The organism is Duganella sp. Leaf126 (assembly GCF_001423125.1).
Lineage (GTDB): Bacteria > Pseudomonadota > Gammaproteobacteria > Burkholderiales > Burkholderiaceae_D > Rugamonas.
The window spans coordinates 563,594-586,139 of the sequence record NZ_LMNW01000001.1; the positions used below are offsets into that span (position 1 = coordinate 563,594).

A 22,546-nucleotide genomic window follows, 5' to 3' on the forward strand; every position below is an offset into this window, starting at 1 on the left:
GTGCACGGGCGCCTCATTTTGGACGGGAAGAACAACGCCAGCGGCAGATTTACCCGAGCAGATCCTCGACATCGAGGATGCGCTGCGCCACCTCGGACAGCTTGAGGTTCTTGCTCATGGCCATGCTGCGCAGCTTCTGGTAGGCCTGCTCTTCGGTAAAGCGCTGGCGCTCCATCAGCAAGCCCTTGGCCCGCTCGATGACCTTGCGCTCGGCCAGCTTGCTCCGGGTGTCCGACAGTTCGTCGAGCAGCTTCTGTTCGCGCCGGAAGCGCGCCAGCGCGACGTTCAGCACCGGCTTGATGCGCTCGCTCTGCAGGCCGGCCACGATGTAGGCCGAGACCCCGGCAGCGACAGCCGCCTCCATGCTGGCGTTGTCGTCGCTCTCGGTAAACATCACGATCGGGCGGCGCTCGTCGCGGGTGGCGATGACGATGTGCTCGAGCACGTCACGTGCATCGGACTCGGCATCGACGATGATCATGTCCGGCTGCAGCTGGGCTATGCGCTCCGGCAAATACATATCGGCCGGCAGCGAGGCGATGATGTCGTACCCGGCCTCCAGCAGCCCGATGCGCAGCACCCGCGCCCGCTCGACCTGGGCGCGCACGGCGTCGTCATCCTCGTTGCCGGCATGGACGATGGCATTGACGACGACGATGCGCAGGTTACGCGGGGTCATGGGGATAGACGGTGACAGTGCTCTTGATAGTCATGCGCAGATTCTACGGCACAACACCAAATTTTTGCCAGATTATCCCGCCGTTCGATTCTGCTTTATGCAGCAACCGCCTCGTACCGCGCCAGCGACTGCTCCACGCGCGGCGCCAGTTCGGCCAGCGACGACACGTCCATGCCCAGCTCCTGCAGCTTGCCGTCCTGGATGCCGTACACCCAGCCGTGCACGGTCAGTTCCTGGCCGCGGTCCCAGGCGTCCTGGACGATGGTGGTGCTGCAGACGTTGGAGACTTGCTCGATCACGTTCAGTTCCACCAGGCGCTCCGAGCGGCGCTGCTCGTTGACCACGGTACCCATGTAGCGCTCGTGCTTCTGGTGCACGTCGTGGACGTGGCGCAGCCAGTTGTCGACCAGGCCGACGCGGGTGCCGGTCATGGCTGCGTGCACGCCCTTGCAGCCGAAGTGGCCGACCACGATCACGTGCTTGACCTTGAGGATGTCGATGGCAAACTGCAGCACCGACAGGCAGTTCAGGTCCGAGTGCACGACCACGTTGGCGATATTGCGGTGCACGAACACATCGCCCGGCGCCAGGCCCAGCAGCTCGTTGGCCGGCACCCGGCTGTCCGAGCAGCCGATCCACAGGTACTCGGGAGCGGCCTGGTTGGCCAGCCGCTTGAAGAAATCGGGATCGCGCTCGACTTCCGAGGCCGCCCAGCGCCGGTTGTTTTCCAGCAGGCCGCGCAGGGGGGAAGCGCTGTGTTCCAGGTCTTTCATGGGTGTCCTCTCACATCTCACAGTAGCACCGCCGCGCCACCCGGAATGGGCGGCGCGGCGGCGGGATAATACCGGTGCTGCGTGACACGTGCATGTCACGCCGGGTGGCGATTTTTACTCAAAAAAATCTTTCACCTTGTCGCGCCAGGTCTTGGTCTGCGGGCTGTGCTTGTTGCCGCCTTCGGTGGTCGATTTGTCGAACTCGCGCAGCAGGTCTTTTTGCTTCTCGGTCAGCTTGACCGGCGTTTCGACCGCCACGTGGCAGAACAGGTCGCCCGCGAAACCGGAACGCACGCCCTTGATGCCCTTGCCTTTCAGGCGGAAGGTCTTGCCCGACTGGGTGCCTTCGGGAATCGTAAACGACACTTTACCAGACAGGGTCGGCACTTCGATCTCGCCGCCCAGTGCAGCCTTGGTAAACGAGATCGGCATTTCGCAGTGCAGGTCGTCGCCTTCGCGCTGGAATACCGGGTGCGGCTTGATGTGGATTTCCACGTACAGGTCGCCCGACGGCCCGCCGTTGGTGCCCGGCTCGCCGTTGCCCGACGAGCGGATGCGCATGCCGTTGTCGATGCCGACCGGGATTTTCACTTCCAGGGTCTTGTTGCGCTTGATGCGGCCCTGGCCCGAGCAGGCCGGGCATGGTTCCGGGATGATCTTGCCGGTGCCATGGCACTTGGGGCAGGTCTGCTGGATGCTGAAGAAGCCCTGCTGCATGCGCACCTGGCCGTGGCCGGCGCAGGTGGTGCAGGTGACCGGCGACGTGCCCGGCTTGGCGCCGCTGCCGTGGCAGGTGTCGCACTTGTCCCAGGACGGTACGCGGATGGTGGTATCGAAGCCGTGGGCGGCCTGCTCGAGCGTGATTTCGAGGTTGTAGCGCAGGTCGGCGCCCCGGTAGACCTGCGGACCGGCGCTGCGGCCACGGCCGCCGCCACCGAAGATGTCGCCGAAAATGTCACCGAAGGCATCGCCGAAACCACCGCCGCCGAAGCCGCCGCCACCACCCATGTTCGGATCGACGCCGGCGTGACCGTAGCGGTCGTACGCTTCGCGCTTGTCCGGGTTGGTCAGCATTTCGTATGCTTCCTTGACTTCCTTGAACTTTTCTTCCGCGTCCTTGTCATCCGGGTTACGGTCCGGATGGTATTTCATGGCCAGCTTGCGGTAGGCCTTTTTGATTTCGTCTTCCGACGCGTTTTTTGCGACACCGAGTGTCTCGTAGAAATCACGCTTTGCCATATTGGTCGGGACCTTGCTGTATTAAATATTCGGTAGTAACGATACGAAAAAGCCGAGCCGGCAGCGTGGGTCACGCCCGCTCGGCTCGGCGGAATACTGGCGTCGGGAGATCTCCCGAACCGCCGCGCCGTCGCCCCGGCGCAAGCGGGGGCCCAATCTTGCGTGTACGTCAGCGAAAACTGGATCCCCGCCTGCGCGGGGATGACGGACTTGCTGCTGACAACAATTACTTGCTGTCCTTGACTTCCTTGAAGTCGGCGTCCACCACGTCGTCCTGTGGCTTGGCCTGTTCGGCACCGGCGCCTGCTGCGCCCTGGGCGCCGGCACCGGCACCCTCACCGCCTGCTGCCTGCTGCGCCTGCATGTCGGCATACATCTTCTCGCCGAGCTTTTGCGACGCGGTAGTCAAGGCAGCGACCTTGGCGTCGATGTCGGCCTTGTCGCCCGACTTGATCGATCCTTCGAGGTCGGTGATGGCCGTTTCGATCGCTTCCTTCTCGGCCGCTTCCAGCTTGTCGCCGTGTTCGGTGACCGACTTGCGGGTCGAGTGCACCAGCGCGTCGGCCTGGTTGCGCGATTCGGCCAGTTCCTTCACTTTCTTGTCTTCTTCGGCGTTGAGCTCGGCGTCTTTCACCATCTTCTGGATTTCCGCTTCGGTCAGACCGGAGTTGGCCTTGATCGTGATCTTGTTTTCCTTGCCGGTGGCCTTGTCCTTGGCGCCCACGTGCAGAATGCCGTTGGCGTCGATGTCGAAGGTCACTTCGATCTGTGGCGTGCCGCGTGCTGCGGGCGGGATGCCTTCCAGATTGAATTCGCCCAGGCCTTTGTTGCCGGCCGCGATTTCACGCTCACCCTGGTAGACCTTGATGGTCACGGCAGGCTGGTTGTCGTCGGCGGTCGAGAACACTTGCGAGAACTTGGTCGGAATCGTGGTGTTCTTGTGAATCATCTTGGTCATCACGCCGCCCAGGGTTTCGATACCGAGCGACAGCGGGGTCACGTCCAGCAGCAACAGGTCCTTGCGGTCGCCCGACAGCACCGAGCCCTGGATCGCGGCGCCCACGGCCACGGCTTCGTCCGGGTTCACGTCCTTGCGGGGATCCTTGCCGAAGAACTCCTTCACTTTTTCCTGCACCTTCGGCATACGGGTCATGCCGCCGACCAGGATGATGTCGTCGATGTCCGATACCTTGACGCCGGCATCCTTGATCGCGGTGCGGCATGGCTCGATGGTGGCGTTGATCAGCTCTTCCACCAGCGACTCCAGCTTGGCGCGGGTCATTTTCAAGGTCAGGTGGACCGGCGCGCCGTTCGCCATGGCAATGTACGGCTCGTTGATCTCGGTCTGCTGCGACGACGACAGTTCGATCTTGGCGCGCTCGGCCGAAGCCTTGATGCGCTGCAGGGCGATCGGGTCTTTTTTCAGATCGATGCCGTTGATCTTCTTGAATTCGTCGATGATGTAGTCGATCACGCGCTGGTCGAAGTCTTCGCCGCCGAGGAAGGTGTCGCCGTTGGTGGCCAGCACTTCGAACTGCTTCTCGCCATCGACGTCGGCGATCTCGATGATCGAGACGTCGAACGTGCCGCCGCCCAGGTCATACACGGCGATCTTGCGGTCGCCCTTTTCGTTCTTGTCCAGGCCAAATGCCAGTGCGGCAGCGGTCGGCTCATTGATGATGCGCTTGACGTCCAGACCGGCGATGCGGCCGGCGTCCTTGGTGGCCTGGCGCTGCGAGTCGTTGAAGTACGCAGGGACGGTAATGACCGCTTCGGTCACTTCTTCGCCCAGGTAGTCTTCAGCGGTTTTCTTCATCTTGCGCAGCACTTCAGCCGAGATTTGCTGTGGCGCCAGTTTCTTGTCGCGCACGCCGATCCACGCATCGCCGTTGTCGGCCTTGGTGATCGAGTACGGCATCAGGCCGATGTCTTTCTGCACTTCCTTCTCGTCGAACTTACGGCCGATCAGGCGCTTGACCGCGAACAGGGTGTTCTTCGGGTTGGTCACGGCCTGACGCTTGGCCGGCGAGCCGACGAGAATTTCACCATCTTCTTGATAAGCAATGATCGACGGCGTCGTCCGCGCGCCTTCGGCGTTTTCGATTACCTTTGGCTGACCGTTTTCCATGACGGAAACGCAGGAATTGGTGGTTCCCAGATCGATACCGATAATTCTACCCATGATTTTCTTCCTCTTTGCTATGTTCAGATGGTACTAATATGTGGAATTGCTTGATGTTTTCAAGTGTTTACTTTGCTTGCGCAGCGGTCACGATGGCCGGACGCAGCAGGCGGTCGGCGATCATATAACCTTTTTGCAAAACTGCTACAACGGTGTTGGCTTCCTGGTCGGCCGGCACCACGGCCACGGCCTGGTGCTTGTTCGGGTCCAGCTTGTCGCCCTGCGCCGGCATCACTTCCAGCAGGCGGTTTTTCTCGAAGGCGGCATTGAGCTGCTTGAGGGTCATTTCCACCCCTTCCTTCAGCGATTCGAGCGAAGGCGACTCGACTTTCAGGGCCATTTCCAGGCTGTCCTTGACCGGCACCATGGCTTCGGCAAAACTCTCTACCGCAAACTTGTGGGCCTTGGCCACGTCTTCCTGGGCGCGACGGCGCATGTTTTCGCAATCGGCCTTGGCGCGCATGAACGCGTCGTGGGTTTCCGCCAGGCGCGCTTCGGTACTGGCCAGTTGCTCTTCCAGGGAAGATTGCTGGTCCGGAGTCGATGGCGCGGCCGTCTCGGCGGCGGCTTCTGGATGAGGGACTGCTTGATTTTCCTGATCTTGCATCTAAAGACTCCTACGATCGTGTTTGTTTGACATTACATTCATGACTGCACTGGCCCTAAGTGGAGCACGATCGCCGCATTTCAAGGCCCGGCGCAACACAGTGACGATGTAACAAGCTGGGTATTTTAACAGGCTGGCACTCACCGGCTGCAAGTGCTGATGATGGCGGGCGCCGGTCGTGGCGCCGTTGGTGTGGCTTTTTCGCAGGCGCGCAGGTTTTTTTGGCGCGCAGCGCACTGCCGCTGCGCGCCCGGCGCTGGCACGACCGGGGGGATCAGTCGGCGGCGCCGCGCGCCAGGGCTGCGGCGCGGCCCACTTCGGCGTCCTTGCGGCGCGCCTCGTGCTCGGCAGGACCGGCCTGGGTCGGCCAGCCGATCATGTGGTGTTCGGCTATTTCCGCCAGTGCCGCAATCCATTTGCGCGACGCGTTCAGGCACGGGATGTAATGGAACTCGCGGCCGCCGTTCTGCTCGAAATCGTGGCGCACTTCCATCGAGATTTCTTCCAGCGTCTCCAGGCAGTCGCTGGTAAAGCCCGGGCACAGCACGTCGATGCGCTTGACGCCGTCGCGCGCCAGCTGCGCCACGGTCGGCGCCGTGTACGGCTGCAGCCACTCGGCCTTGCCGAATCGCGACTGGAACGTCACCAGGTACTGCTCCGGTTTCAGGCGCAGCGCGGCCGCCAGCAGGCGCGCCGTCTTCAGGCATTCGCAGTGGTAGGGGTCGCCGAGCATCAGTGTGCGTTTGGGCACGCCGTGGAAGCTCAGCACCAGCTTTTCCGGCCGGCCATGCTGGTCCCAGTGCGCCAGCACCGAGTCGCGCAGCGCATGGATATAGCCGTCGTCGTCGTGGTAGTTGCGCACGAAGCGCAGTTCCGGGATGTTGCGCACCGAGCCGTAATGCTGGAACACGGCGTCGTAGATCGAACCGGTGGTGGTGCCCGAGTATTGCGGATAGGCGGGCAGCATCAGGATGCGGTCGTGGCCGTCCGCTTTCAGCTTGTCGAGCACGTCCGGCAGCGACGGCGAACCGTAGCGCATCGCCATGGCCACCGTCAGATCCTGGTGGCCGCGGTCTTCGAGGGCAGCGATCAGCTTGCCGGCCTGGGCGTCGGTATTGACTTTCAGCGGCGAGCCTTCGGCGGTCCAGATGGTCGCGTACTTCTTGGCCGACTGGCCCGAGCGGAAGGGCAGGATGATCAGGTGCAGGATGAACCACCAGATCGCGCGCGGCACTTCCACCACGCGGCGGTCGGACAGAAATTCCTTTAAATAACGCCGCACGGCCGGGCGGGTGGGCGCATCGGGCGTGCCCAGGTTGACCAGCACCACGGCGCTGCGGCCCACGGTGCCATGTTTATACGGAGGTTCTTTTTTGAATGTCATCTGGCGGGCGGCTGTGAATATGGATTAACCAGCCATTATAAATAAGAAACCGCGCAAGCCGCGGACACCACGCCGGCCCGCCGCGCGAGCCGGTCAGGACGCCAGCAGCTCGCGCGCGTGCTGGCGCGTGGTGGCGGTAATTTCCAGGCCGCCCAGCATGCGCGCCACTTCCTCGACACGGGCACCGGCATCGAGCACGTCGATGCGCGAGGCCGTCTTGCCGTTGGCCAGCGTGCGCTTGGCTACCTGGAAATGCTGGCCGCCCTGGCTGGCCACCTGCGGCAGGTGGGTTACGCACAGCACCTGCCGCTCCTGGCCCAGGCGCCGCAGCAAGCGCCCCACCACCTCGGCCACGGCGCCGCCGATGCCGCTGTCGACTTCATCGAAAATCAGGGTCGGCGTGGTGGCCGCCTTGGACGTGATCACGGAAATGGCCAGCGAAATGCGCGCCAGCTCGCCGCCCGAAGCGATCTTGGCCAGCGGCCGCGCCGCCACGCCCGCGTGGCCGGCCACCAGGAATTCCACCTGCTCGACGCCGTGTGCGCCCGGTTCGACCGGATTCAAGGCAATCTCGAAACGCCCGCCCGTCATGCTCAGCTCCTGCATCGCCTTGGTGACCGCGTCGGCCAGCTGGCGGCCGGCGCGGGCGCGCACGGCGCTCAGTTTTTTCGCCACGTCCAGGTAGGCGTCCTTGAGCTGTTGCGCGTGCTTGCGCAAGCCGTCGATGTCGCTGGCATCGGCCAGCTGCGCCAGGCGCTCGGCCTGTTTCGCATATTCCTGCGGCAGCTCGTCCTCGGTGACGCGGAACTTGCGCGCAGCCGAGTGGATCGCGTCCATCCGCGCTTCCACCGTGCGCAGCCGCTCGGGGTCGAGATCGACGCGGTCGAGGTAATCGTTGATCGCGTACACGGCTTCCTGTAACTGGATGCGCGCCGGCTCGATCAGATCGACCACCGTCTGCAGGCCGGCATCGACTGCCGCCAGCTTGCCCAGCTTCTGATTGAGCGACGACAGCTGCGAGATGATCGGGTGCTCTTCCGCCTCGGACAGCACGGCCAGCGCCTCCTGCGCGCCTTCGAGCAGGCTGGCCGCGTGCGAGAGCCGGCTTTGCTCGTTGGTGACCTCGGCCCATTCGCCCGGCTTGACGGCCAGCTTTTCCAGTTCGTTGACCTGCCATTCGAGCCGTTCGCGCTCGTACAGTACGTTGGCGGCGTTGGTTTCGAATTCCTCCAGCTGTTTCGCCACCGCGCGCCAGGCCTTGTAGGCGGCTGCCACGCTGCGCGTATCGGCGCCGGCCTGGCCGTCGAGCAGCGCCCGCTGGGCGTCGGCCTTCATCAGCGACTGGTGCGCGTGCTGGCCGTGGATGTCCACCAACAGGTCGCCCAGTTCGCGCAACTGGGCGGCAGTCGCTGCCACGCCGTTGATATAGGCCTTGCTGCGGCCGGCGTTGTCGATCACCCGGCGCAGCAGGGCGCCGCCCTCGTCCACTGCGAATTCGTGCGTCTGCAGCCAGGCGGCAGCCAGTGCCGAGGGCGCAAAATCGGCCGTGATGTCGGCCTTGGCCGCGCCCTCGCGCACCACGCTGGCGTCGCCGCGCCCGCCCAGGGCCAGGGTCAGTGCATCGATCAGGATCGATTTGCCGGCCCCGGTTTCGCCGGTGAAGACGGTAAAGCCTGCGGAAAATTCCAGTTCGATCGAATCGACAATGACGAAATCACGGATGGACAGGGTGCGGAGCATGGATGCCTGAAAGTGTGGTTGAACCGAACGGTTAGGTGAGTTTGCCTTCGCCCGACGGGTACTCGTTCCAATGGAGTTTTTCGCGCAGGGTATTGTAGTAGCTCCAGTTTTCCGGGTGCAGGAAGTTGATCGTGTGCGGCGAACGCCGGATCACGATCTGGTCTTGCGGCATCAGGCTGGCAAAAGTCTGCATGTCGAAGTTGACGCTGATATCGCGCCCGCGCACGATTTCCACCATGATCTCGCTCGACTCGGGCAGCACGATGGGCCGGTTCGACAATGCGTGCGGCGCGATCGGCACCATGGCGATGCCGCCCAGCGCCGGGTGCAGCAGCGGCCCGCCGGCCGACAGCGCATAGGCGGTGGAACCAGTGGCAGTGGAAATGATCAGGCCGTCCGAGCGCTGGTTGTACATGAACTGGCCGTCGACATCGACGCGCAGCTCGACCATGCCGGCGCCGGCGCCGCGCGACACCACCACGTCGTTGACGGCCAGGCCCAGGTGGATGCTCTGCCCTTCGCGCCGCACGCTGCCTTCGAGCAAGGTCCGGCGTTCGGCCTTGAAGCTGCCGGCCAGCATGCGCGTGAGCGGCTCGAACATGCCGTCGAGCGGGATGTCGGTAATGAACCCCAGCCGGCCCTGGTTGATGCCGATCAGCGGCACGTCGAACGGCGCCAGCTGGCGGGCGATGCCGAGCATGGTGCCGTCGCCGCCCATGACGATGGCCAGGTCGGCCTCGGCGCCGATCTCGGCAGCCGTCATGGCCCGGATCCCGGAAAAATGCGGCGCCAGGTCGGCAGCCGTCTGCTCCTCGAACGCCACCGTGTAGCCGCCGTCGCGCAGGAAATCGATCACGCTGCCCACCGAGGCAGCGATGCCATCGGTATTCTTGCGCACGACCAGTGCGATGGTGTGAAAGGCGGCGTGCTTGGTAGTCATAACAATCTCGGCAAAAAGTTGGCGGCGGCGACACGCAGCAGCGTAACCGATTACGCCCGCTTCTGCCATCACCGGCACCGGCTTTTGCTGTACATATGAACAGTATTTCGCGCAGTATAGTGCGCACCTGCAGGAACCGCAAGCGCCGCCTGCCCGGTGCGCGCTCAGTGAACGCTGAGCAGGCCGACCATGGCGCAGGCGAGCACTGCCAGCGCGATGGCCAGCGTGAAGCACAGCATCAGCACCAGCCAGCGCCAGACGGTGCCGAAGCGGCTGCGGTGGTACACGCGGCGCATGGCCCACGGCAGGTAGGCGAGCAGCCACAGCCAGAGCACCATGCGCAGCGGCTGTATATTTATCAACAGCATCAGCGAAAAGGTCAGGAACGCAAAGGCGTTGGTGTGCAGCGCGAACAGCATGTGCTCGCCAAACCTGCGGCCGGAACCGAGGTACAGCATCTTGAGCAACAGCGCAAAGACCGGCATCAGGCAAAAGATCGCGCACGGGGCATAGCGGAAGATGCCGTCCTTGAACAGCTGCACCTGCTCCTGGCTGGACATGCGGCTGAGCAGTTGCCACTTCGCTTGCAAGGTGGGCCAGCCGTCCAGCGCGGCCCGGACGCTCTCGCTGTCGTCGGCGCCATCGCCGGCCTTGTCAGCCGCCGTGTGACCGGCCTTATCGGCGGCCTGGTTGCCGGGGTGCACCGCGACTGCCGCGCTGTGCTCGCCCGCCTGGTGCGCCTGGTCCTCCGTGCTGGAGTCGAAACCGCCGCCAAGCTTGAGCAGCAAGAAGAAAATCAGGCTGAAGGTCAGGTAGATGCGCAGCGGCTGCACGTAGCGCACGCGGCGTCCCCGCATGTATTCGTTGGTCAGTTCGCCCGGGCGCAGGATCAGGCGCCTGAGCGTGGCCCACAGCTTGCCCTCGAGCGCCACGTAATGGCCGATGAACTCGTGCAGGAATTCGCGCGTGCTGGCGTGATGCAGATGGGTTTCCTGGCCACAGTGGGCGCAAAAATGACCGCTGACCTCGGCTTCGCAGTTCGGACACGATCTGACCGGCGCATGGGCGTCGATGACCGGATTCACAGCAATGCTCATGCAACCACTCGCAAGGGAAAAGATGTCCAAATCATAAACGACTTCGCTGCGAAGTTGTCGAAATTCAAGGTGGCGACCACCGTGATTACAAGTCGCTAATATCGTTAAAACAACGAATCAGGGAGAAATCATGTTGAAACAGGCCGATATCAATACCGACGACAAACTCAAGGACGACGGCAAGCCGCGCATGCCGCACGAGCGCGACGAATCGCCCGAGGGCCGCCAGCCCGCCGAGCGCAGCATCATGAAACAGGCCGCGGCCGACGTCGACAGCGGCATGGTCGATACCGACCTGCGCAACAAGCCGGGCGTGGAAAAGGTCAAAACCCCTGCCCCGCGCGAAGCCACCGCCAAGCCGCTGCCAGACACCAAGCAAGACTGACCCGAGGATGACCGACTCCATGAACCACGCTGCCCGCACTGCCCTGTTCACCCTCACCGCGCTGGCCTCGGCCGCCGCCCTGGCACAATCGCCCGCGCCGTCTGCGGCCGCAGCACCGTCGTCGGCCTACCCGGTCGGCTTCGGCCCCAATCCGGTGCTGCCCAAGCCCGACAAGTCGCTGATCCCCACCGTCAACGTGGCGCCGGTCGACCGCTGGACCGCGCAGGAAGCGCCGCGCGCTGCGGCCGGCTTTACCGTCACCGCCTATGCGCGCGACCTCGACCACCCGCGCTGGCTGTACACGCTGCCCAATGGCGACGTGCTGGTCGCTGAAACCAATGCCCCGCCCAAGCCCGACGACAGCAAGGGCATCAAGGGCAAGATCATGCAGCACCAGATGAAAAAGGCCGGCGCCGTCACCCCGTCCGCCAACCGCATCACGCTGCTGCGCGGCGTCGACGCCAGGGGCGTGGCGCAAACCCGTACCGTGTTCCTGCAAAACCTCAATTCGCCGTTCGGCATGGCGCTGGTCGGCAACAACCTGTACGTCGCCAACAGCGATGCGCTGGTGCGCTTCCCGTACAAGGAAGGCGATACATCGATCGCTGCGGCCGGCACCAAGGTGATGGACCTGCCGGCCGGCACCCGCAACCACCACTGGACCAAGAATGTCATTGCCAGCCCGGACGGCAAGTCGCTGTACGTCACGGTCGGCTCCAACAGCAATGTCGGCGAAAACGGCATGGAAGAGGAAGAAGGCCGCGCCGCGATCTGGCAATTCGATATCGCCAGCGGCAAGGGCCGCCTGTTTGCCAGCGGCCTGCGCAATCCGAACGGCATGGGCTTCGAACCGCAGACCAAGGCGCTGTGGACGGTGGTCAACGAACGCGACGAACTCGGTAACGACCTGGTCCCAGACTACATGACCTCGGTGCGCGACGGCGGCTTCTACGGCTGGCCGTACAGCTACTTCGGTCAGAACGTCGATACCCGCATCAAGCCCGCCAGGCCGGAACTGGTGGCCAAGGCCATTGCGCCCGACTACGCGCTGGGCGGCCACACGGCCTCGCTGGGCCTGGTCTTCTACGACGGCAAACTGCTGCCCCAGGCTTACCATGGCGGCGCCTTCATCGGCCAGCACGGTTCGTGGAACCGCAAGCCGTACAGCGGCTACAAGGTCGTCTACGTGCCGTTCGCCAACGGCAAACCGTCGGGTCCGCCGCAAGACTTCCTGACCGGCTTCCTCGACGCCAAGGGCAAGGCGCAGGGCCGTCCGGTCGGCGTGGCCATCGACAAGCCGGGCGCGGTGCTGGTGGCCGACGACGTGGGCAATATCATCTGGCGCGTGGCGCCGGCGGCCACAACCGCCAGCAACTAATTTCTACACTGACCAAGCAAGGAGAATCACATGAGCAGTCAACACAGCGGTTCGGCAGTCTGGAGCGGCGGCCTCAAAGACGGCATCGGCAGCATTTCCACCCAGACCGGCGTGCTGAAAGAAGCCCCGTACGGCTTCAAGGCCCGTTTCGAAGACGGCCCCGGCACCAACCCCGAAGAACTGATCGGCGCCGCCCACGCGGGCTGCTACACGATGGCGCTGTCGGGCGTGCTGGCCGAGGCCGGCATGACCGCGCAAAAACTGGAAACCACGGCAGCCGTCACGCTCGACAAGGTCGATGGCGGTTTCGCCATCACCAAGGTGCACCTGACCCTGCGCGCCACCATCGCCGGCGCCGACCAGGCCAGGTTCGAGGAAGCGGCCAACAAGGCCAAGGTCAACTGCCCGGTCTCCAAGCTGCTCAACGCGGACATCACGCTCGACGCCACGCTGCAGCCCTGACGGCATCGGCAGGCTGGCGCGGACGTGCAGCAGCGTCCGCGCAAATCGCATAAAATCGTCGCTTGTTCATCACGAAAGACCATGATGCGTATCCTGCATACGATGTTGCGCGTTGGCGATCTCCAGCGCTCGATCGATTTCTACACCAAGGTGCTGGGCATGAAGCTGCTGCGCACCAGCGACAACCCGGAATACCAGTACACGCTAGCCTTCCTCGGCTACGGCGCCAACCCGGACCACGCCGAGCTGGAACTGACGTACAACTACGGCACCACCAGCTACGACATGGGCACGGCCTACGGCCATATCGCCATCTCTGCCGAAGACATTTATGCCGCCGCTGCAGCCGTGCGCGCCAATGGCGGCGCGGTCACCCGCGAGCCGGGTCCCGTCAAGGGCGGCAATACCGTGATCGCCTTCGTCACCGACCCGGACGGCTACAAGATCGAACTGATCGAACGCCGCTTCGACGGCGCCGGCGCCGGCCTGTAACAGAAGCCTTGCGAAAAAAATGGCGGACTGCGGTCCGCCATTTTTTTGCCGCGCCGCGCAGCGCTGCTGCGCGCCAGCGCCTAGTGCTGCAGCAGCGCGTTAATCGGCATCAGGTCTTCCTCGCGCAGCGTGCCGGCCGCCGAGCGCAGGCGCAAGCCGTTCATGACGGTGTCGTAGCGCGCCTTGGACAGGTCTTTCTGGGTTGCGTACAGCTGGCGCTGGGCATTGAGCACGTCGATATTGATGCGCACGCCGACCTGGTAGCCGAGCTTGTTGGAATCGAGCGAGGACTTGCTCGAGACTTCCGCCGCTTCCAGCGCCTTGACCTGCGCCAGGCCGCTGTTCATGCTCAGGAAGGCCACGCGGGCGTTTTGCGCAGCGAGCCGCTTGTTCGCTTCGAGCTCGTTGCGCGCCTTGTCTTCCAGCGCAATCGCTTCGCGCACCTGGCTGGTAACGGCAAAGCCGCTGAACAGCGGCACCGTCCAGGTGACGCCGATGGCATTGTTCTTCTGGGTGCCGTAGGCGGTCGTGTTGGTGTGGCTGGTGGACGCCGCCAGGTTCAGGGTCGGCATATGGCCGGCGCGGTTGCGTTCGATTTCGCGCCGCGAGATTTCCACCTGCAGCTGCGCAGCGATCACGGAAAAGTTCTGGCCTTCTGCCGAGCTGACCCACGGATCGATGGCGGCCGGTTCCGGCGCCGCGATGGTGATGCCGGCGCGCAGGGGCGCCAGTTCGCCGGTGGGCTGGCCGGTGATCACCTGCAGGGCGGTGCGCTTGTTGTCGAGGTCGGTGATGGCAGCAAATTCCTGCGCCACCACCAGGTCGTAGGCCGCTTGCGCCTCGTGGGTGTCGGTGATGGTCTGGGTGCCGACCTCGAAGTTGCGCTTGGCCGAGGCCAGCTGCTCGGTGGTCGCGGTCTTCTGCGCCTGGGTGGCGGTCAGGTTGTCCTGCGCCGTCAGCACGTCGAAATAGGCTTGCGCCACGCGGGTGATCAGGTCTTGGCGCGCCTGGGCAAAGGTGGCTTCCGAGATGGCCTGGGTCAGCTTGCTTTGCTGGTAGGTCTGCCACGCGCCCCAGTTGAACAGCGGCTGGCTCAGCGTGACGGAATAGCTGTTGACGTGATTGTCGGTGTCCTGGCGGCTGGCAATGCCAGGCACGCCGCCGACCACCGTCAGTTGACCTTCGTTGAACGGGCGGAAATCGCCGTTGTTGCGGGTATTGCTTCCCTGCGCCGAGACGAACGGCAGCAAGCCGGCGCGCCCCTGGGTCGTGCGTTCGCGCCCTGCATCAAGCGAAGAGCGGGCGCTGGCGTACGTGGCGTCGTTCGCCAGCGCTTGCTGGTACACTTGGATAAGATCGGCAGCCTGTGCGCCAGGCAGAGCCAAGGTCATCAAAGTGCTGGACAGCAGCACGGCGATTAGGGATTTCTGCATTGCTAACTCCGTTGGAGACTACTCGGTTGGTCGTATCGGATCACGTTCGCGCAGCGCCGCCTGCAGCCGGCGCCCGCGTTTTCTTTTAATACTTTTTCATCGTACCATCGACCTGCACGGCCCAGCCATGGATGCCGCCTGTCAGATTTGTCATCTTGACGAAACCGTTGCGTTCAAGGAACGCTGCCACGTTCAGGCTGCGCGCGCCGTGGTGGCAGATGCAGACGATCTCGGCATCCTCGTCGAGGTCGTCGATGCGCGCCGGGATAGTGTTCATCGGCATCAGCACCGACCCCTCGATCCGGCAATGATCGAATTCCCACGGCTCGCGCACGTCCAGCAGCACCGGCTTGGCGCGCGTGTCGTCGGCCAGCCAGGCCGCCAGTTCCGGCGCGGTGATCATCTGCATGCCGCCCCCTCAGAACTTGAACGCCGACGGCTTGGCCGCGAGCTGCAAGGGCTTGACCGACGTCTCGAACAGCGTGCGCGTGTCGTAGCCGGCCTCACCGGTACGGGTGACCAGCTGCGCCTTCATCGCCGGCGCCTGGCCGATGATGACAGCCAGGCGGCCGCCCACCTTGAGCTGCTTGAGCAGCGCTTCCGGCAGTTCCGGCAGCGAACCCGACACCACGATCACGTCGAACGGCGCACCCTTGGTCCAGCCCTGGGCGCCATCGCCCAGCTCGACCGTCACATTGGTCACGCCGTTGGCGGCCAGGTTCTGTTCGGCCAGCGCCTTGAGTTCCGGCGAAATTTCCACGGTGGTCACATGGCGGGCGCGGTGCGCCAGCAGGGCGGCCATATAGCCCGACCCGGTACCGATTTCCAGCACGGCCTCGTGTTTCTTGAGCATCACGTCTTGCAGCAGGCGCGCTTCGATCTTCGGGTACAACATGCTCTCGCCGCCTGGCAATGGAATTTCGGTATCGACAAATGCCAGCGCCTTGTGGGCGACCGGCACGAAATTCTCGCGCTTGACCACGTGCAGCAGGTCCAGCACTTCGGTGTCGAGCACGTCCCAAGGGCGGATTTGCTGTTCGATCATGTTGAAGCGGGCTTGTTCAATATTCATCTTAAGACTCGGTCGGGATTAAATAATCCGTCATTTTATCGTTGAACTGGCGTGGAGGGACATATTAACGATATGACGGGCGTAACGCGGAAAATTGCGACAGGCTGCAATTTGGAGGGGCTGAAGCGGCGGAAAGCGGTGACAGCGGTGGACCGCCCTGCCAGCGGGCGCCGCTCACTTGGCGGGCGCGGCCAGGCCGGCCAGATTGGTCGTGATAAACATGTCCATGTAGGCATGGGGATCGACCGCCGGCATTTCGCAGGCGGGCATGAAGGACTGGGTCCACATCATGAGCATCATCACCGGCGCCACCAGCACCGGCGTCATGACGTCGGGATCGATGGCGCGGAACTCGCCGCGCGCGATGCCGCGCACCAGCACACTGCGGATCAGGCTGGTGCCGCGCGCGACCACCTCTTCGTTGTAGAACTGCGCCAGCTCCGGAAAGTTGTTACCTTCGGCGAACATCAGCCTGGTGATGCCGGCCAGCTGGGTGGAGCAGCACTGGTTCCACCAGCGCATCAGCAACACGCGCATCAGTTCTGCACTATGGCCTTCGAAACCGGCAGCGTCCTGCTCGGCCTCGCCGATCACCTCGACAATGGTGCCGCGCACCACGGCCTTGAACAGCTCTTCCTTGTTGGTGAAATACAGGTACAGCGTGCCCTTCGACACACCGGCGCGCCGGGCCACGTCTTCGAGCCGGGTTGCGGCATACCCGCGCTCGACGAACTGGTCGAGTGCAGCAGCGAGCAATTCCTGCGGACGGGCATCCTTGCGCCGCTCCCAGCGGGGCTTGTTGTCTTCGGGGGCTTGCATGGGATGCTTTCAACTTACTTACTTATAAGTCATTAATATAAGCGCCAGCTTTCGCAGCGTCAAGGCTGGCCAGTTGTACCCACCTGACCGTACTGCCCGACTGCCTTAAACCCTTGGCAACAATGTCAAACTACGCGCGCGAAAGTGTCGCAAAAACGCCTTGAAGTGTCCGCATTTCATTTGCCCAGCAGAAATTAATCAGCTAGACTGATGCCGTTCGCTGTCCCACTGCCATTGTTCTAAGACTGCGGACATGCAAGTCGAAGGCCCTAGCCCTGCCGCCGTGACCGAAACCTTTATGTGGCCTATTCCCTTGCCGCATCGCTGACTACTGCCATCCCGGCAGACAGCGTCGAGGCCGATTTCCCGCAACCGACCCCGTCGTTCGCAGTCCGTTGCCGCTGTTGACACCGCAATCCTGCTTCCGTTGACCGTATTTTGGCCTGGCGACACCTCTCGAAATGGAACACACCATGTTTGCAAACCTCACTATCCGTACCCGCCTGATCGGGACCATGCTGTTGCTCGGCGCCTTGATGATCTTTATCGGCGTGCGTGGCATTTCGGCGCTGCGCAACACCAATGACGTGCTGCAGAGCGTCTACGAAAATTCGATGATGTCGATGAAGGCGATTGCCGACGCCCAGATCCAGATCGACCGTGCGCGACTGTCGGTCGACCGCGTCGCGCTCAAGCCCGATGCAGCCAACGTCGACGAGATCCTGACCCGCACCCAGGGCTTCCTCGAGGCCAGCGACAAGGCCTGGGCACGCTACACGGCGCTGCCGTTCGGCGACGGCGAAAAAGCACTGGCCGACCAGGCCGGTGCGGCGCGCACGGCGCTGATCAAGGACGGCATCCAGCAGGCGATCAAGGCGCTGCGCGAAAAGAACCAGGCCGAGATCGACCGCATGATGCTGAGCGAAGTGACGCGCCTGTTCCGCCTGTACACCGACAGCGCCGAAAAGCTGGCCGTGTTCCAGCTCGAGTCGACTGCCAAGCAGTACCACGACAGCCAGGCTGCGTACAACCGCAACATGACGTTTGCCATCGCCGCCATCGTGCTGGGCCTGCTGGTGGCGCTGGTGTCGTCGGTGCTGCTGCTGCGCGCCGTGATGACGCCGCTGAATGCAGCGCTCGGCCACTTCACCGCCATCTCCGACGGCAACCTCGCCAATACCATCGACCTCGGCCGCAAGGATGAAATGGGCGCCCTGATGACGGGTCTGCACCAGATGCAGGACCGCCTGGCCGACACCGTGCGCAGCGTGCGCGACGGTAGCGACGCCATCGCTACCGCCAGCAACGAAATCGCCGCCGGTAACCTGGACCTGTCGCGCCGTACCGAGCAGCAAGCCGCCAGCCTGGAAGAAACCGCCTCGTCGCTGGAGGAACTGACCTCGACCGTCAAGCAGAACTCGGACAACGCCCGACAGGCCAACCAGCTGGCCGGTTCCGCTTCGGACATCGCCGTCAAGGGTGGCGAACTGGTCTCGCGCGTGGTCGATACCATGGCCTCGATCACCGAATCGTCGGACAAGATTGCCGACATCATCGGCGTGATCGACGGCATCGCCTTCCAGACCAACATCCTGGCGCTCAATGCAGCGGTCGAAGCAGCCCGTGCCGGCGAACAGGGCCGCGGCTTTGCGGTGGTCGCCACCGAGGTGCGCAACCTGGCGCACCGCTCGGCCAGCGCCGCCAAGGACATCAAGCAGCTGATCACCGATTCGGTGGAAAAAGTGGGCACCGGCAGCGCGCTGGTGAACGAAGCGGGCGCCACGATGACGGAGATCGTCAGCAGCGTGCGCCGCGTGACCGAGATCATGGGCGAGATCAGCTCGGCAGGACGCGAGCAGGAACTGGGCATCGAGCAAATCAACACCGCCGTGGCCGAGATGGACACCGTCACCCAGCAGAATGCCGCCCTGGTCGAAGAAGCTGCCGCCGCCTCGCAGGCGATGCAGGAGCAAGCCGTGAAACTGGCCGACATGGTCAGCGTATTCCGGGTGGCCGGCACCCCGGTGGCCGGCAATCCGGTGGCCGGCACGCCGGTGGCGGGCAAGCCAGCAGCAGCCATCTCCGCCACCCCGCGCCCGGCGCCGGCCAAAACGGCAGCACCGCTGCCCCGCCCTGCTGCAGCCCGTCCGGCCATCGCCAGATCGGCCGCCAAGCCAGCTGCACCGAAGCCGGCCAGCAACCCCGCCCGCAACAAACCGGCCGCCAGCAGCGACGGCGACTGGGAAGAGTTCTGATCATTCAGGAACGGTTCGGGGTCAGATCCTGATGCCGTTAAGTTAAGGTCTTCATCTCCGTCGCACCCGCGAAGGCGGGTGCCCAAGTTCTGCGCGATGCATCGACATGTCAGCAAATTGGGTCCCCGCCTGCGCGGGGACGACGTTTTTATGCTAACAAAATTAATACTTTTCGCTTAACTTAACGGACTTAGGATCCGATCCCATGCCGTTAGTTAAGGTCTTCATATCCGCCGTATTCGCGAAAGCGGGTACCCACGTTCTGCGCGATGCGTCGCAATATCAGCAAATTGGATCCCCGCCTGCGCGGGGACGACGTTTTTATGCTAACAAAATTAATATTTTTTGCTTAAGGTCTTCGTATCCGTCGTACCCGCGAAGGCGGGTACCCAAGTTCTGCGCGATGCGTCGACATGTCCGCCAAACCGGGTCCCGCCTGCGCGGGGACGACGTTTTTGTGCTGAACGGCATTAGGATCCGACCCCGCAGTTTTGCGCTGATTACCAGCCCATCTTCTGGCGGATGAAGGCGGTCAGTTTGGCGGCGTTGGCTTGATGGTGTTTGACGCGCGGGTGTTTGTCGTAGCCGGTGTAGTCGAAGAACAGCGTGTCGATGCGCTCGTCTTTTTCGGCGTGCAGCTGCGCTACTGCGCTGCGGATGTAGCCGGGCCACTGACTGCCCGGGCTGACCGCATCCATGCTGCCGAGCGCGCAGACGATGTAGGCGCGCGGGTATTCGGCGCGGATCTTTTTCACGAAATCCTTGTAGGCGGCGATGCGCTGGGCGTCGGTCGGGATCGGCTGCAGGCGTTTTTCGCGGTCGATCAGCCATTTGTCGTTCTGGAACAGGTTGATCACCACCACGTCCGGGGTCCACTGGCTGAAATCCCAGCGGCTGTCGTTGTTGCCCACCGCGCTCAGCTGGTCATAGAACTGCGGCATGATGAACGGGAACCAGCTCACCATCACGCCGATGCCGCTTTGCGACACCACGTGCATCTCCGCGTCGAGCGCGCGCGCGGTGATGGCGTCGTAGGCCATGAAGTTGTTCTTGTCCCGGGTCTTGTCGTCGGGACCGTCGTCGGGCGCCTCGTTGCCCATGCCGCTCGTGATCGAGTCGCCGAAAAAGGCGATCCTGCGCGTCTTGCGCGGCGGCGGCGCCAGCAAACTGCCGTCATCGGCCAGTTGCAGTCCGCGGAACACGGTCGCGCCCTCCTCCCCTTCGGTACGCTTGGTGATCAGGAAGCGGTGCGGGCCGGCCGGCAGGCCGGTTGCCACCGGGTAGGTCTTGCCGCCCTGGACAGCGCTGATGATGACCGGCTGGTCCAGCTTGCCGTCGATGAAGACGTTGAACCAGTTCTTGCCTTGCTGGTCGTCGAGCGTGACGGCCAGGCTGCTGCCGGTGAAATTGCCTTCGATGCTGGTGCCGGGCCAGGAGAGCACCGGGGCGGCCTTGTCGGCGAAGTCGATGCGGCCCGTGTATTGCAGTCTGGCGTCATCGGCGCCAACGGTCACGGCGGCCCAGGCGCTGCCAAGGCAGCTGGTGGAGAGCAGCGCGGCCAGGCTGGCGGCGCGGAGAAATGGTCGGGTCAGTGTCGGCATGGTCAGTCGCGGCGCAAAATGAAACAGGTGGCGGTGGCGTGGGCAAGCAGCTTGCCGTCGGCGGTCTTGAGCGTGCCTTCGGAGACCCCGAGGCTGCGCGAGAGGTTGATGATCTTGCCTTCGACCAGCAGGGTCTCGCCCTGCGGCACCGGGCGGAACATTTTTACGCTGAGGTCGGTGGTACCGTAGTTGACACCGGCCTCCAGCATCGAGTGGACCGCGCAGCCGGTGGCCGAGTCGAGGATGGTGGCGGCAAAGCCGCCGTGCACGCCCCCCATCACATTGATGTGGCGCTGGTCGGCGCGCGCGGTGCCGACGATGTGGCCGGCCCGTGCTTCGGTGATTTCCATCGGCACGGTGTCGGACATCGGTGGACGGGGAAACTTGCCGGCAATTGCCGCTTGCAGCAATTCGAGACCGGTCATTTGTTCAGGGCGCATGCAGTATTCCTTGGAAAGTCAGAGATCGGATAGCGACCGCTACTATATCCGACCTCCGGACTTTGCCGCGACGATCTCAGTGATCGCTGATGGCCTTGCCGTGCTCGCGCGGCACGTAGTGGTAGGTACGCAGCTTGTACTGGATGTCGATCTCGGGGTTTTTCAGCAGCCGCAGCATTTCGGCGCCCGCCAGCAGCACCGGCCCGTAGCCATGCATGGCATCGACACTGGTCGGACGGTTGTAGTAATACACCTGGTCGCTGGCAAAGGTGGTGCCCACGCACGTGCCCTCGACCTGGCCGCGGGCGTTGATGCGCGTGCTCAGCCCCACCCAGCCAGCCTGGGCGATGGAGCCGTAGGTGGTCGGGCTGATCCAGCCCTCGTTGATCGCATGGGCGAATACGTAGGTGAAAATCGCGGTGGCCGAGGTTTCCAGGTAGGAGTCGTTCCGGTCGAGCATCTGGTGCCACAGGCCGGTGCCGGACTGGGTTTCGGCGATGCCGTGCAGGCTGGCGCGCAGCTGCGCCAGCACCTTGTCGTACGACGGATGGTCTTTCGGCAGCACGTCGAGCAGGTCGCTCATGGCCAGTACGGCCCAGCCGTTGGCGCGCGCCCAGTAAAAGCGCGGCGCGTCGGGATTATTGGCGTTCCAGCCGTGGGTAAACAAGCCGTTCTGCGGGTTGTAGAGGTGCGCAGCCATGGTCAGCACGTTCGAGGCGGCATCGTCGAACCAGGCCTTGTCGCCGGTCAGGTGGCCCATCTCGGCCAGCGCCGGGATGCCCATATACATATCGTCGGCCCACAGCGACGACGCCTGCGGCCGCTTGCGGGCAAACGTGCCGTCGGCCAGCCGGTACTGCTGCTTTTGCACGTAGCTGCTGCAGGTATCGATCATGTCTTTCAGATCGGGGCCCACCTTGGCGAAGCGGGCGCGCACCAGCGCCGCGCACATCGAGCCGCTGTCGTCGAGCGACATCGGCTGCAGGAAGCGGGTAAAACTGTTGGCGCGACCGAGCTTGAACTGGTCTTCCTGGGCGCGGAAATACGGTTTGCTGTCCTTGAAAAACTGGAAGTGGCGGCGTGTCATGTCGGTGTAGCGCTGGTCGCCGGTCACCTGGGCCGCCTTGAGCAGGCCCGAGTGGATCACCCCCATTTCATAGACCATCAGGCCGAAATCGTTGGGCGACGGTGCGAACACGGCGCCGGCCACCGGTTTCTTCAGGTCGGTGATCGGCTGCTTGCTGGTCTTGTCGACGATGCGGGTGGGAGTGATGCTGTCCACGTAGCCGCGCACCCGGTCCAGCGCGCCCGTGATCTCGGCGACCGTGGGCTTTTTGTACGGCACCGGGTAGCTGCCTTCGCTGCTGTCGTCGGCGTTCTTGTTGTCGGTATTGCGGAACGGGCCGCCCGGCTGGATGTCGAGCGCCGTGGCAGCCTGGACCGAACCAGCGCCTGCCGTGGCCAAGATTGCCGTGAGCAACAGCGCCATGCGGCTTGAAACGTGTGTCATCGTTTACCCTCTTCTCATTATGAATTGAAATCTCCACCGGGAAGGCTAGGGAAGGTAA

Annotated in this window: 21 protein-coding genes; 5 read left to right on the top strand and 16 right to left on the bottom strand. The window is 63.6% G+C overall.

All coding sequences use genetic code 11. The features are described 5' to 3' along the window. Nucleotides 1–49 precede the first annotated feature (49 nt). The 9 genes from ASF61_RS02340 to ASF61_RS02380 all read right to left on the bottom strand — a co-directional run bounded on the left by ASF61_RS02340 (nucleotide 50) and on the right by ASF61_RS02380 (nucleotide 10,641). Complete coding sequence (locus tag ASF61_RS02340) at nucleotides 50–679, bottom strand: ANTAR domain-containing response regulator (protein ID WP_056150717.1); 630 nt, start codon at nucleotides 677–679, stop codon at nucleotides 50–52. Between the two features lie 95 nt (nucleotides 680–774). Beyond that, a complete protein-coding gene (gene can / locus ASF61_RS02345) occupies nucleotides 775–1,452 on the bottom strand; it encodes a carbonate dehydratase (RefSeq protein ID WP_056150719.1) in 678 nt (225 codons plus the stop codon). Nucleotides 1,453–1,566: 114 nt separating this feature from the next. After that, entirely contained in the window at nucleotides 1,567–2,691 is a 1,125-nt protein-coding gene (dnaJ, locus tag ASF61_RS02350) for a molecular chaperone DnaJ (RefSeq protein ID WP_056150721.1), read from the bottom strand. Between the two features lie 226 nt (nucleotides 2,692–2,917). Then, nucleotides 2,918–4,873 carry a molecular chaperone DnaK gene (gene dnaK / locus ASF61_RS02355; protein ID WP_056150723.1) on the bottom strand — a complete coding sequence of 652 codons (1,956 nt, stop codon included), beginning with the start codon at nucleotides 4,871–4,873 and terminating at the stop codon, nucleotides 2,918–2,920. Nucleotides 4,874–4,940: 67 nt separating this feature from the next. Continuing rightward, nucleotides 4,941–5,480: a nucleotide exchange factor GrpE gene (gene grpE / locus ASF61_RS02360; protein ID WP_056150725.1), complete on the bottom strand. Its 540-nt coding sequence runs from the start codon at nucleotides 5,478–5,480 to the stop codon at nucleotides 4,941–4,943. Between the two features lie 274 nt (nucleotides 5,481–5,754). Beyond that, on the bottom strand, nucleotides 5,755–6,864 hold the full coding sequence (gene hemH, locus ASF61_RS02365) for a ferrochelatase (RefSeq protein ID WP_056150727.1): 1,110 nt from the start codon (nucleotides 6,862–6,864) through the stop codon (nucleotides 5,755–5,757). Nucleotides 6,865–6,957: 93 nt separating this feature from the next. Next, nucleotides 6,958–8,604 carry a DNA repair protein RecN gene (gene recN / locus ASF61_RS02370; RefSeq protein ID WP_056150729.1) on the bottom strand — a complete coding sequence of 549 codons (1,647 nt, stop codon included), beginning with the start codon at nucleotides 8,602–8,604 and terminating at the stop codon, nucleotides 6,958–6,960. A gap of 31 nt (nucleotides 8,605–8,635) precedes the next feature. Further along, a complete protein-coding gene (locus ASF61_RS02375; protein WP_056150731.1) occupies nucleotides 8,636–9,544 on the bottom strand; it encodes an NAD kinase in 909 nt (302 codons plus the stop codon). A gap of 164 nt (nucleotides 9,545–9,708) precedes the next feature. Beyond that, nucleotides 9,709–10,641: a DUF3667 domain-containing protein gene (locus tag ASF61_RS02380; RefSeq protein ID WP_056150733.1), complete on the bottom strand. Its 933-nt coding sequence runs from the start codon at nucleotides 10,639–10,641 to the stop codon at nucleotides 9,709–9,711. Nucleotides 10,642–10,771: 130 nt separating this feature from the next. Between ASF61_RS02380 and ASF61_RS02385 the strand changes: the two genes are divergently transcribed. The 4 genes from ASF61_RS02385 (at nucleotide 10,772) to gloA (ending at nucleotide 13,358) form a co-directional block, all read left to right on the top strand. Further along, nucleotides 10,772–11,026, top strand: a complete 255-nt coding sequence (locus ASF61_RS02385) for a hypothetical protein (protein ID WP_056150736.1) — start codon at nucleotides 10,772–10,774, stop codon at nucleotides 11,024–11,026. Nucleotides 11,027–11,045: 19 nt separating this feature from the next. Further along, on the top strand, nucleotides 11,046–12,404 hold the full coding sequence (locus tag ASF61_RS02390) for a sorbosone dehydrogenase family protein (protein WP_156369434.1): 1,359 nt from the start codon (nucleotides 11,046–11,048) through the stop codon (nucleotides 12,402–12,404). Between the two features lie 30 nt (nucleotides 12,405–12,434). Next, nucleotides 12,435–12,866: an OsmC family protein gene (locus tag ASF61_RS02395; protein ID WP_056150737.1), complete on the top strand. Its 432-nt coding sequence runs from the start codon at nucleotides 12,435–12,437 to the stop codon at nucleotides 12,864–12,866. An 84-nt stretch (nucleotides 12,867–12,950) separates the two neighbouring features. Further along, nucleotides 12,951–13,358, top strand: a complete 408-nt coding sequence (gene gloA, locus ASF61_RS02400) for a lactoylglutathione lyase (protein ID WP_082491179.1) — start codon at nucleotides 12,951–12,953, stop codon at nucleotides 13,356–13,358. Between the two features lie 80 nt (nucleotides 13,359–13,438). On the opposite strand, the gene ASF61_RS02405 is transcribed toward gloA, so the two are convergent. The 4 genes from ASF61_RS02405 to ASF61_RS02420 form a co-directional block, all read right to left on the bottom strand. Next, nucleotides 13,439–14,791, bottom strand: a complete 1,353-nt coding sequence (locus ASF61_RS02405; RefSeq protein WP_056150739.1) for a TolC family outer membrane protein — start codon at nucleotides 14,789–14,791, stop codon at nucleotides 13,439–13,441. Between the two features lie 85 nt (nucleotides 14,792–14,876). After that, nucleotides 14,877–15,200 (bottom strand): rhodanese-like domain-containing protein, encoded by a 324-nt coding sequence (locus tag ASF61_RS02410; protein WP_056150741.1) that lies wholly within the window; start codon nucleotides 15,198–15,200, stop codon nucleotides 14,877–14,879. A 9-nt stretch (nucleotides 15,201–15,209) separates the two neighbouring features. Beyond that, complete coding sequence (locus ASF61_RS02415) at nucleotides 15,210–15,863, bottom strand: protein-L-isoaspartate O-methyltransferase (RefSeq protein ID WP_056150743.1); 654 nt, start codon at nucleotides 15,861–15,863, stop codon at nucleotides 15,210–15,212. A gap of 174 nt (nucleotides 15,864–16,037) precedes the next feature. After that, nucleotides 16,038–16,682 (bottom strand): TetR/AcrR family transcriptional regulator, encoded by a 645-nt coding sequence (locus tag ASF61_RS02420; RefSeq protein ID WP_056150745.1) that lies wholly within the window; start codon nucleotides 16,680–16,682, stop codon nucleotides 16,038–16,040. Between the two features lie 473 nt (nucleotides 16,683–17,155). Here ASF61_RS02420 and ASF61_RS02425 point away from each other — a divergent pair, with 473 nt between their 5' ends. Further along, nucleotides 17,156–18,937 (top strand): methyl-accepting chemotaxis protein, encoded by a 1,782-nt coding sequence (locus ASF61_RS02425; protein ID WP_229205673.1) that lies wholly within the window; start codon nucleotides 17,156–17,158, stop codon nucleotides 18,935–18,937. 500 nt (nucleotides 18,938–19,437) lie between these two features. Here ASF61_RS02425 and ASF61_RS02430 read toward each other — a convergent pair whose 3' ends face one another. From ASF61_RS02430 to ASF61_RS02440, 3 genes are all read right to left on the bottom strand, one after another. After that, a complete protein-coding gene (locus ASF61_RS02430; protein ID WP_082491161.1) occupies nucleotides 19,438–20,538 on the bottom strand; it encodes a GDSL-type esterase/lipase family protein in 1,101 nt (366 codons plus the stop codon). 2 nt (nucleotides 20,539–20,540) lie between these two features. Beyond that, entirely contained in the window at nucleotides 20,541–20,978 is a 438-nt protein-coding gene (locus ASF61_RS02435) for a PaaI family thioesterase (RefSeq protein ID WP_056150749.1), read from the bottom strand. A gap of 76 nt (nucleotides 20,979–21,054) precedes the next feature. Next, the gene (locus tag ASF61_RS02440; RefSeq protein ID WP_229205674.1) at nucleotides 21,055–22,488 is read right to left on the bottom strand and encodes a glycoside hydrolase family 105 protein; all 1,434 of its coding nucleotides are present in this window, start codon (nucleotides 22,486–22,488) and stop codon (nucleotides 21,055–21,057) included. Nucleotides 22,489–22,546 lie beyond the last annotated feature (58 nt).

Bases quoted from the DNA above. Each gene is read 5' to 3' on its own strand.
- ASF61_RS02425 (WP_229205673.1), top strand. From the start codon at position 17,156: ATGTTTGCAAACCTCACTATCCGTACCCGCCTGATCGGGACCATGCTG.
- ASF61_RS02410 (WP_056150741.1), bottom strand. From the start codon at position 15,200: ATGCAGATGATCACCGCGCCGGAACTGGCGGCCTGGCTGGCCGACGAC.
- ASF61_RS02340 (WP_056150717.1), bottom strand. From the start codon at position 679: ATGACCCCGCGTAACCTGCGCATCGTCGTCGTCAATGCCATCGTCCAT.
- gloA (WP_082491179.1), top strand. From the start codon at position 12,951: ATGCGTATCCTGCATACGATGTTGCGCGTTGGCGATCTCCAGCGCTCG.
- ASF61_RS02415 (WP_056150743.1), bottom strand. From the start codon at position 15,863: ATGAATATTGAACAAGCCCGCTTCAACATGATCGAACAGCAAATCCGC.
- hemH (WP_056150727.1), bottom strand. From the start codon at position 6,864: ATGACATTCAAAAAAGAACCTCCGTATAAACATGGCACCGTGGGCCGC.
- can (WP_056150719.1), bottom strand. From the start codon at position 1,452: ATGAAAGACCTGGAACACAGCGCTTCCCCCCTGCGCGGCCTGCTGGAA.
- ASF61_RS02375 (WP_056150731.1), bottom strand. From the start codon at position 9,544: ATGACTACCAAGCACGCCGCCTTTCACACCATCGCACTGGTCGTGCGC.
- grpE (WP_056150725.1), bottom strand. From the start codon at position 5,480: ATGCAAGATCAGGAAAATCAAGCAGTCCCTCATCCAGAAGCCGCCGCC.
- ASF61_RS02420 (WP_056150745.1), bottom strand. From the start codon at position 16,682: ATGCAAGCCCCCGAAGACAACAAGCCCCGCTGGGAGCGGCGCAAGGAT.
- ASF61_RS02380 (WP_056150733.1), bottom strand. From the start codon at position 10,641: ATGAGCATTGCTGTGAATCCGGTCATCGACGCCCATGCGCCGGTCAGA.
- dnaK (WP_056150723.1), bottom strand. From the start codon at position 4,873: ATGGGTAGAATTATCGGTATCGATCTGGGAACCACCAATTCCTGCGTT.
- ASF61_RS02440 (WP_229205674.1), bottom strand. From the start codon at position 22,488: ATGACACACGTTTCAAGCCGCATGGCGCTGTTGCTCACGGCAATCTTG.
- ASF61_RS02435 (WP_056150749.1), bottom strand. From the start codon at position 20,978: ATGCGCCCTGAACAAATGACCGGTCTCGAATTGCTGCAAGCGGCAATT.
- ASF61_RS02395 (WP_056150737.1), top strand. From the start codon at position 12,435: ATGAGCAGTCAACACAGCGGTTCGGCAGTCTGGAGCGGCGGCCTCAAA.
- recN (WP_056150729.1), bottom strand. From the start codon at position 8,604: ATGCTCCGCACCCTGTCCATCCGTGATTTCGTCATTGTCGATTCGATC.
- dnaJ (WP_056150721.1), bottom strand. From the start codon at position 2,691: ATGGCAAAGCGTGATTTCTACGAGACACTCGGTGTCGCAAAAAACGCG.
- ASF61_RS02430 (WP_082491161.1), bottom strand. From the start codon at position 20,538: ATGCCGACACTGACCCGACCATTTCTCCGCGCCGCCAGCCTGGCCGCG.
- ASF61_RS02385 (WP_056150736.1), top strand. From the start codon at position 10,772: ATGTTGAAACAGGCCGATATCAATACCGACGACAAACTCAAGGACGAC.
- ASF61_RS02405 (WP_056150739.1), bottom strand. From the start codon at position 14,791: ATGCAGAAATCCCTAATCGCCGTGCTGCTGTCCAGCACTTTGATGACC.
- ASF61_RS02390 (WP_156369434.1), top strand. From the start codon at position 11,046: ATGAACCACGCTGCCCGCACTGCCCTGTTCACCCTCACCGCGCTGGCC.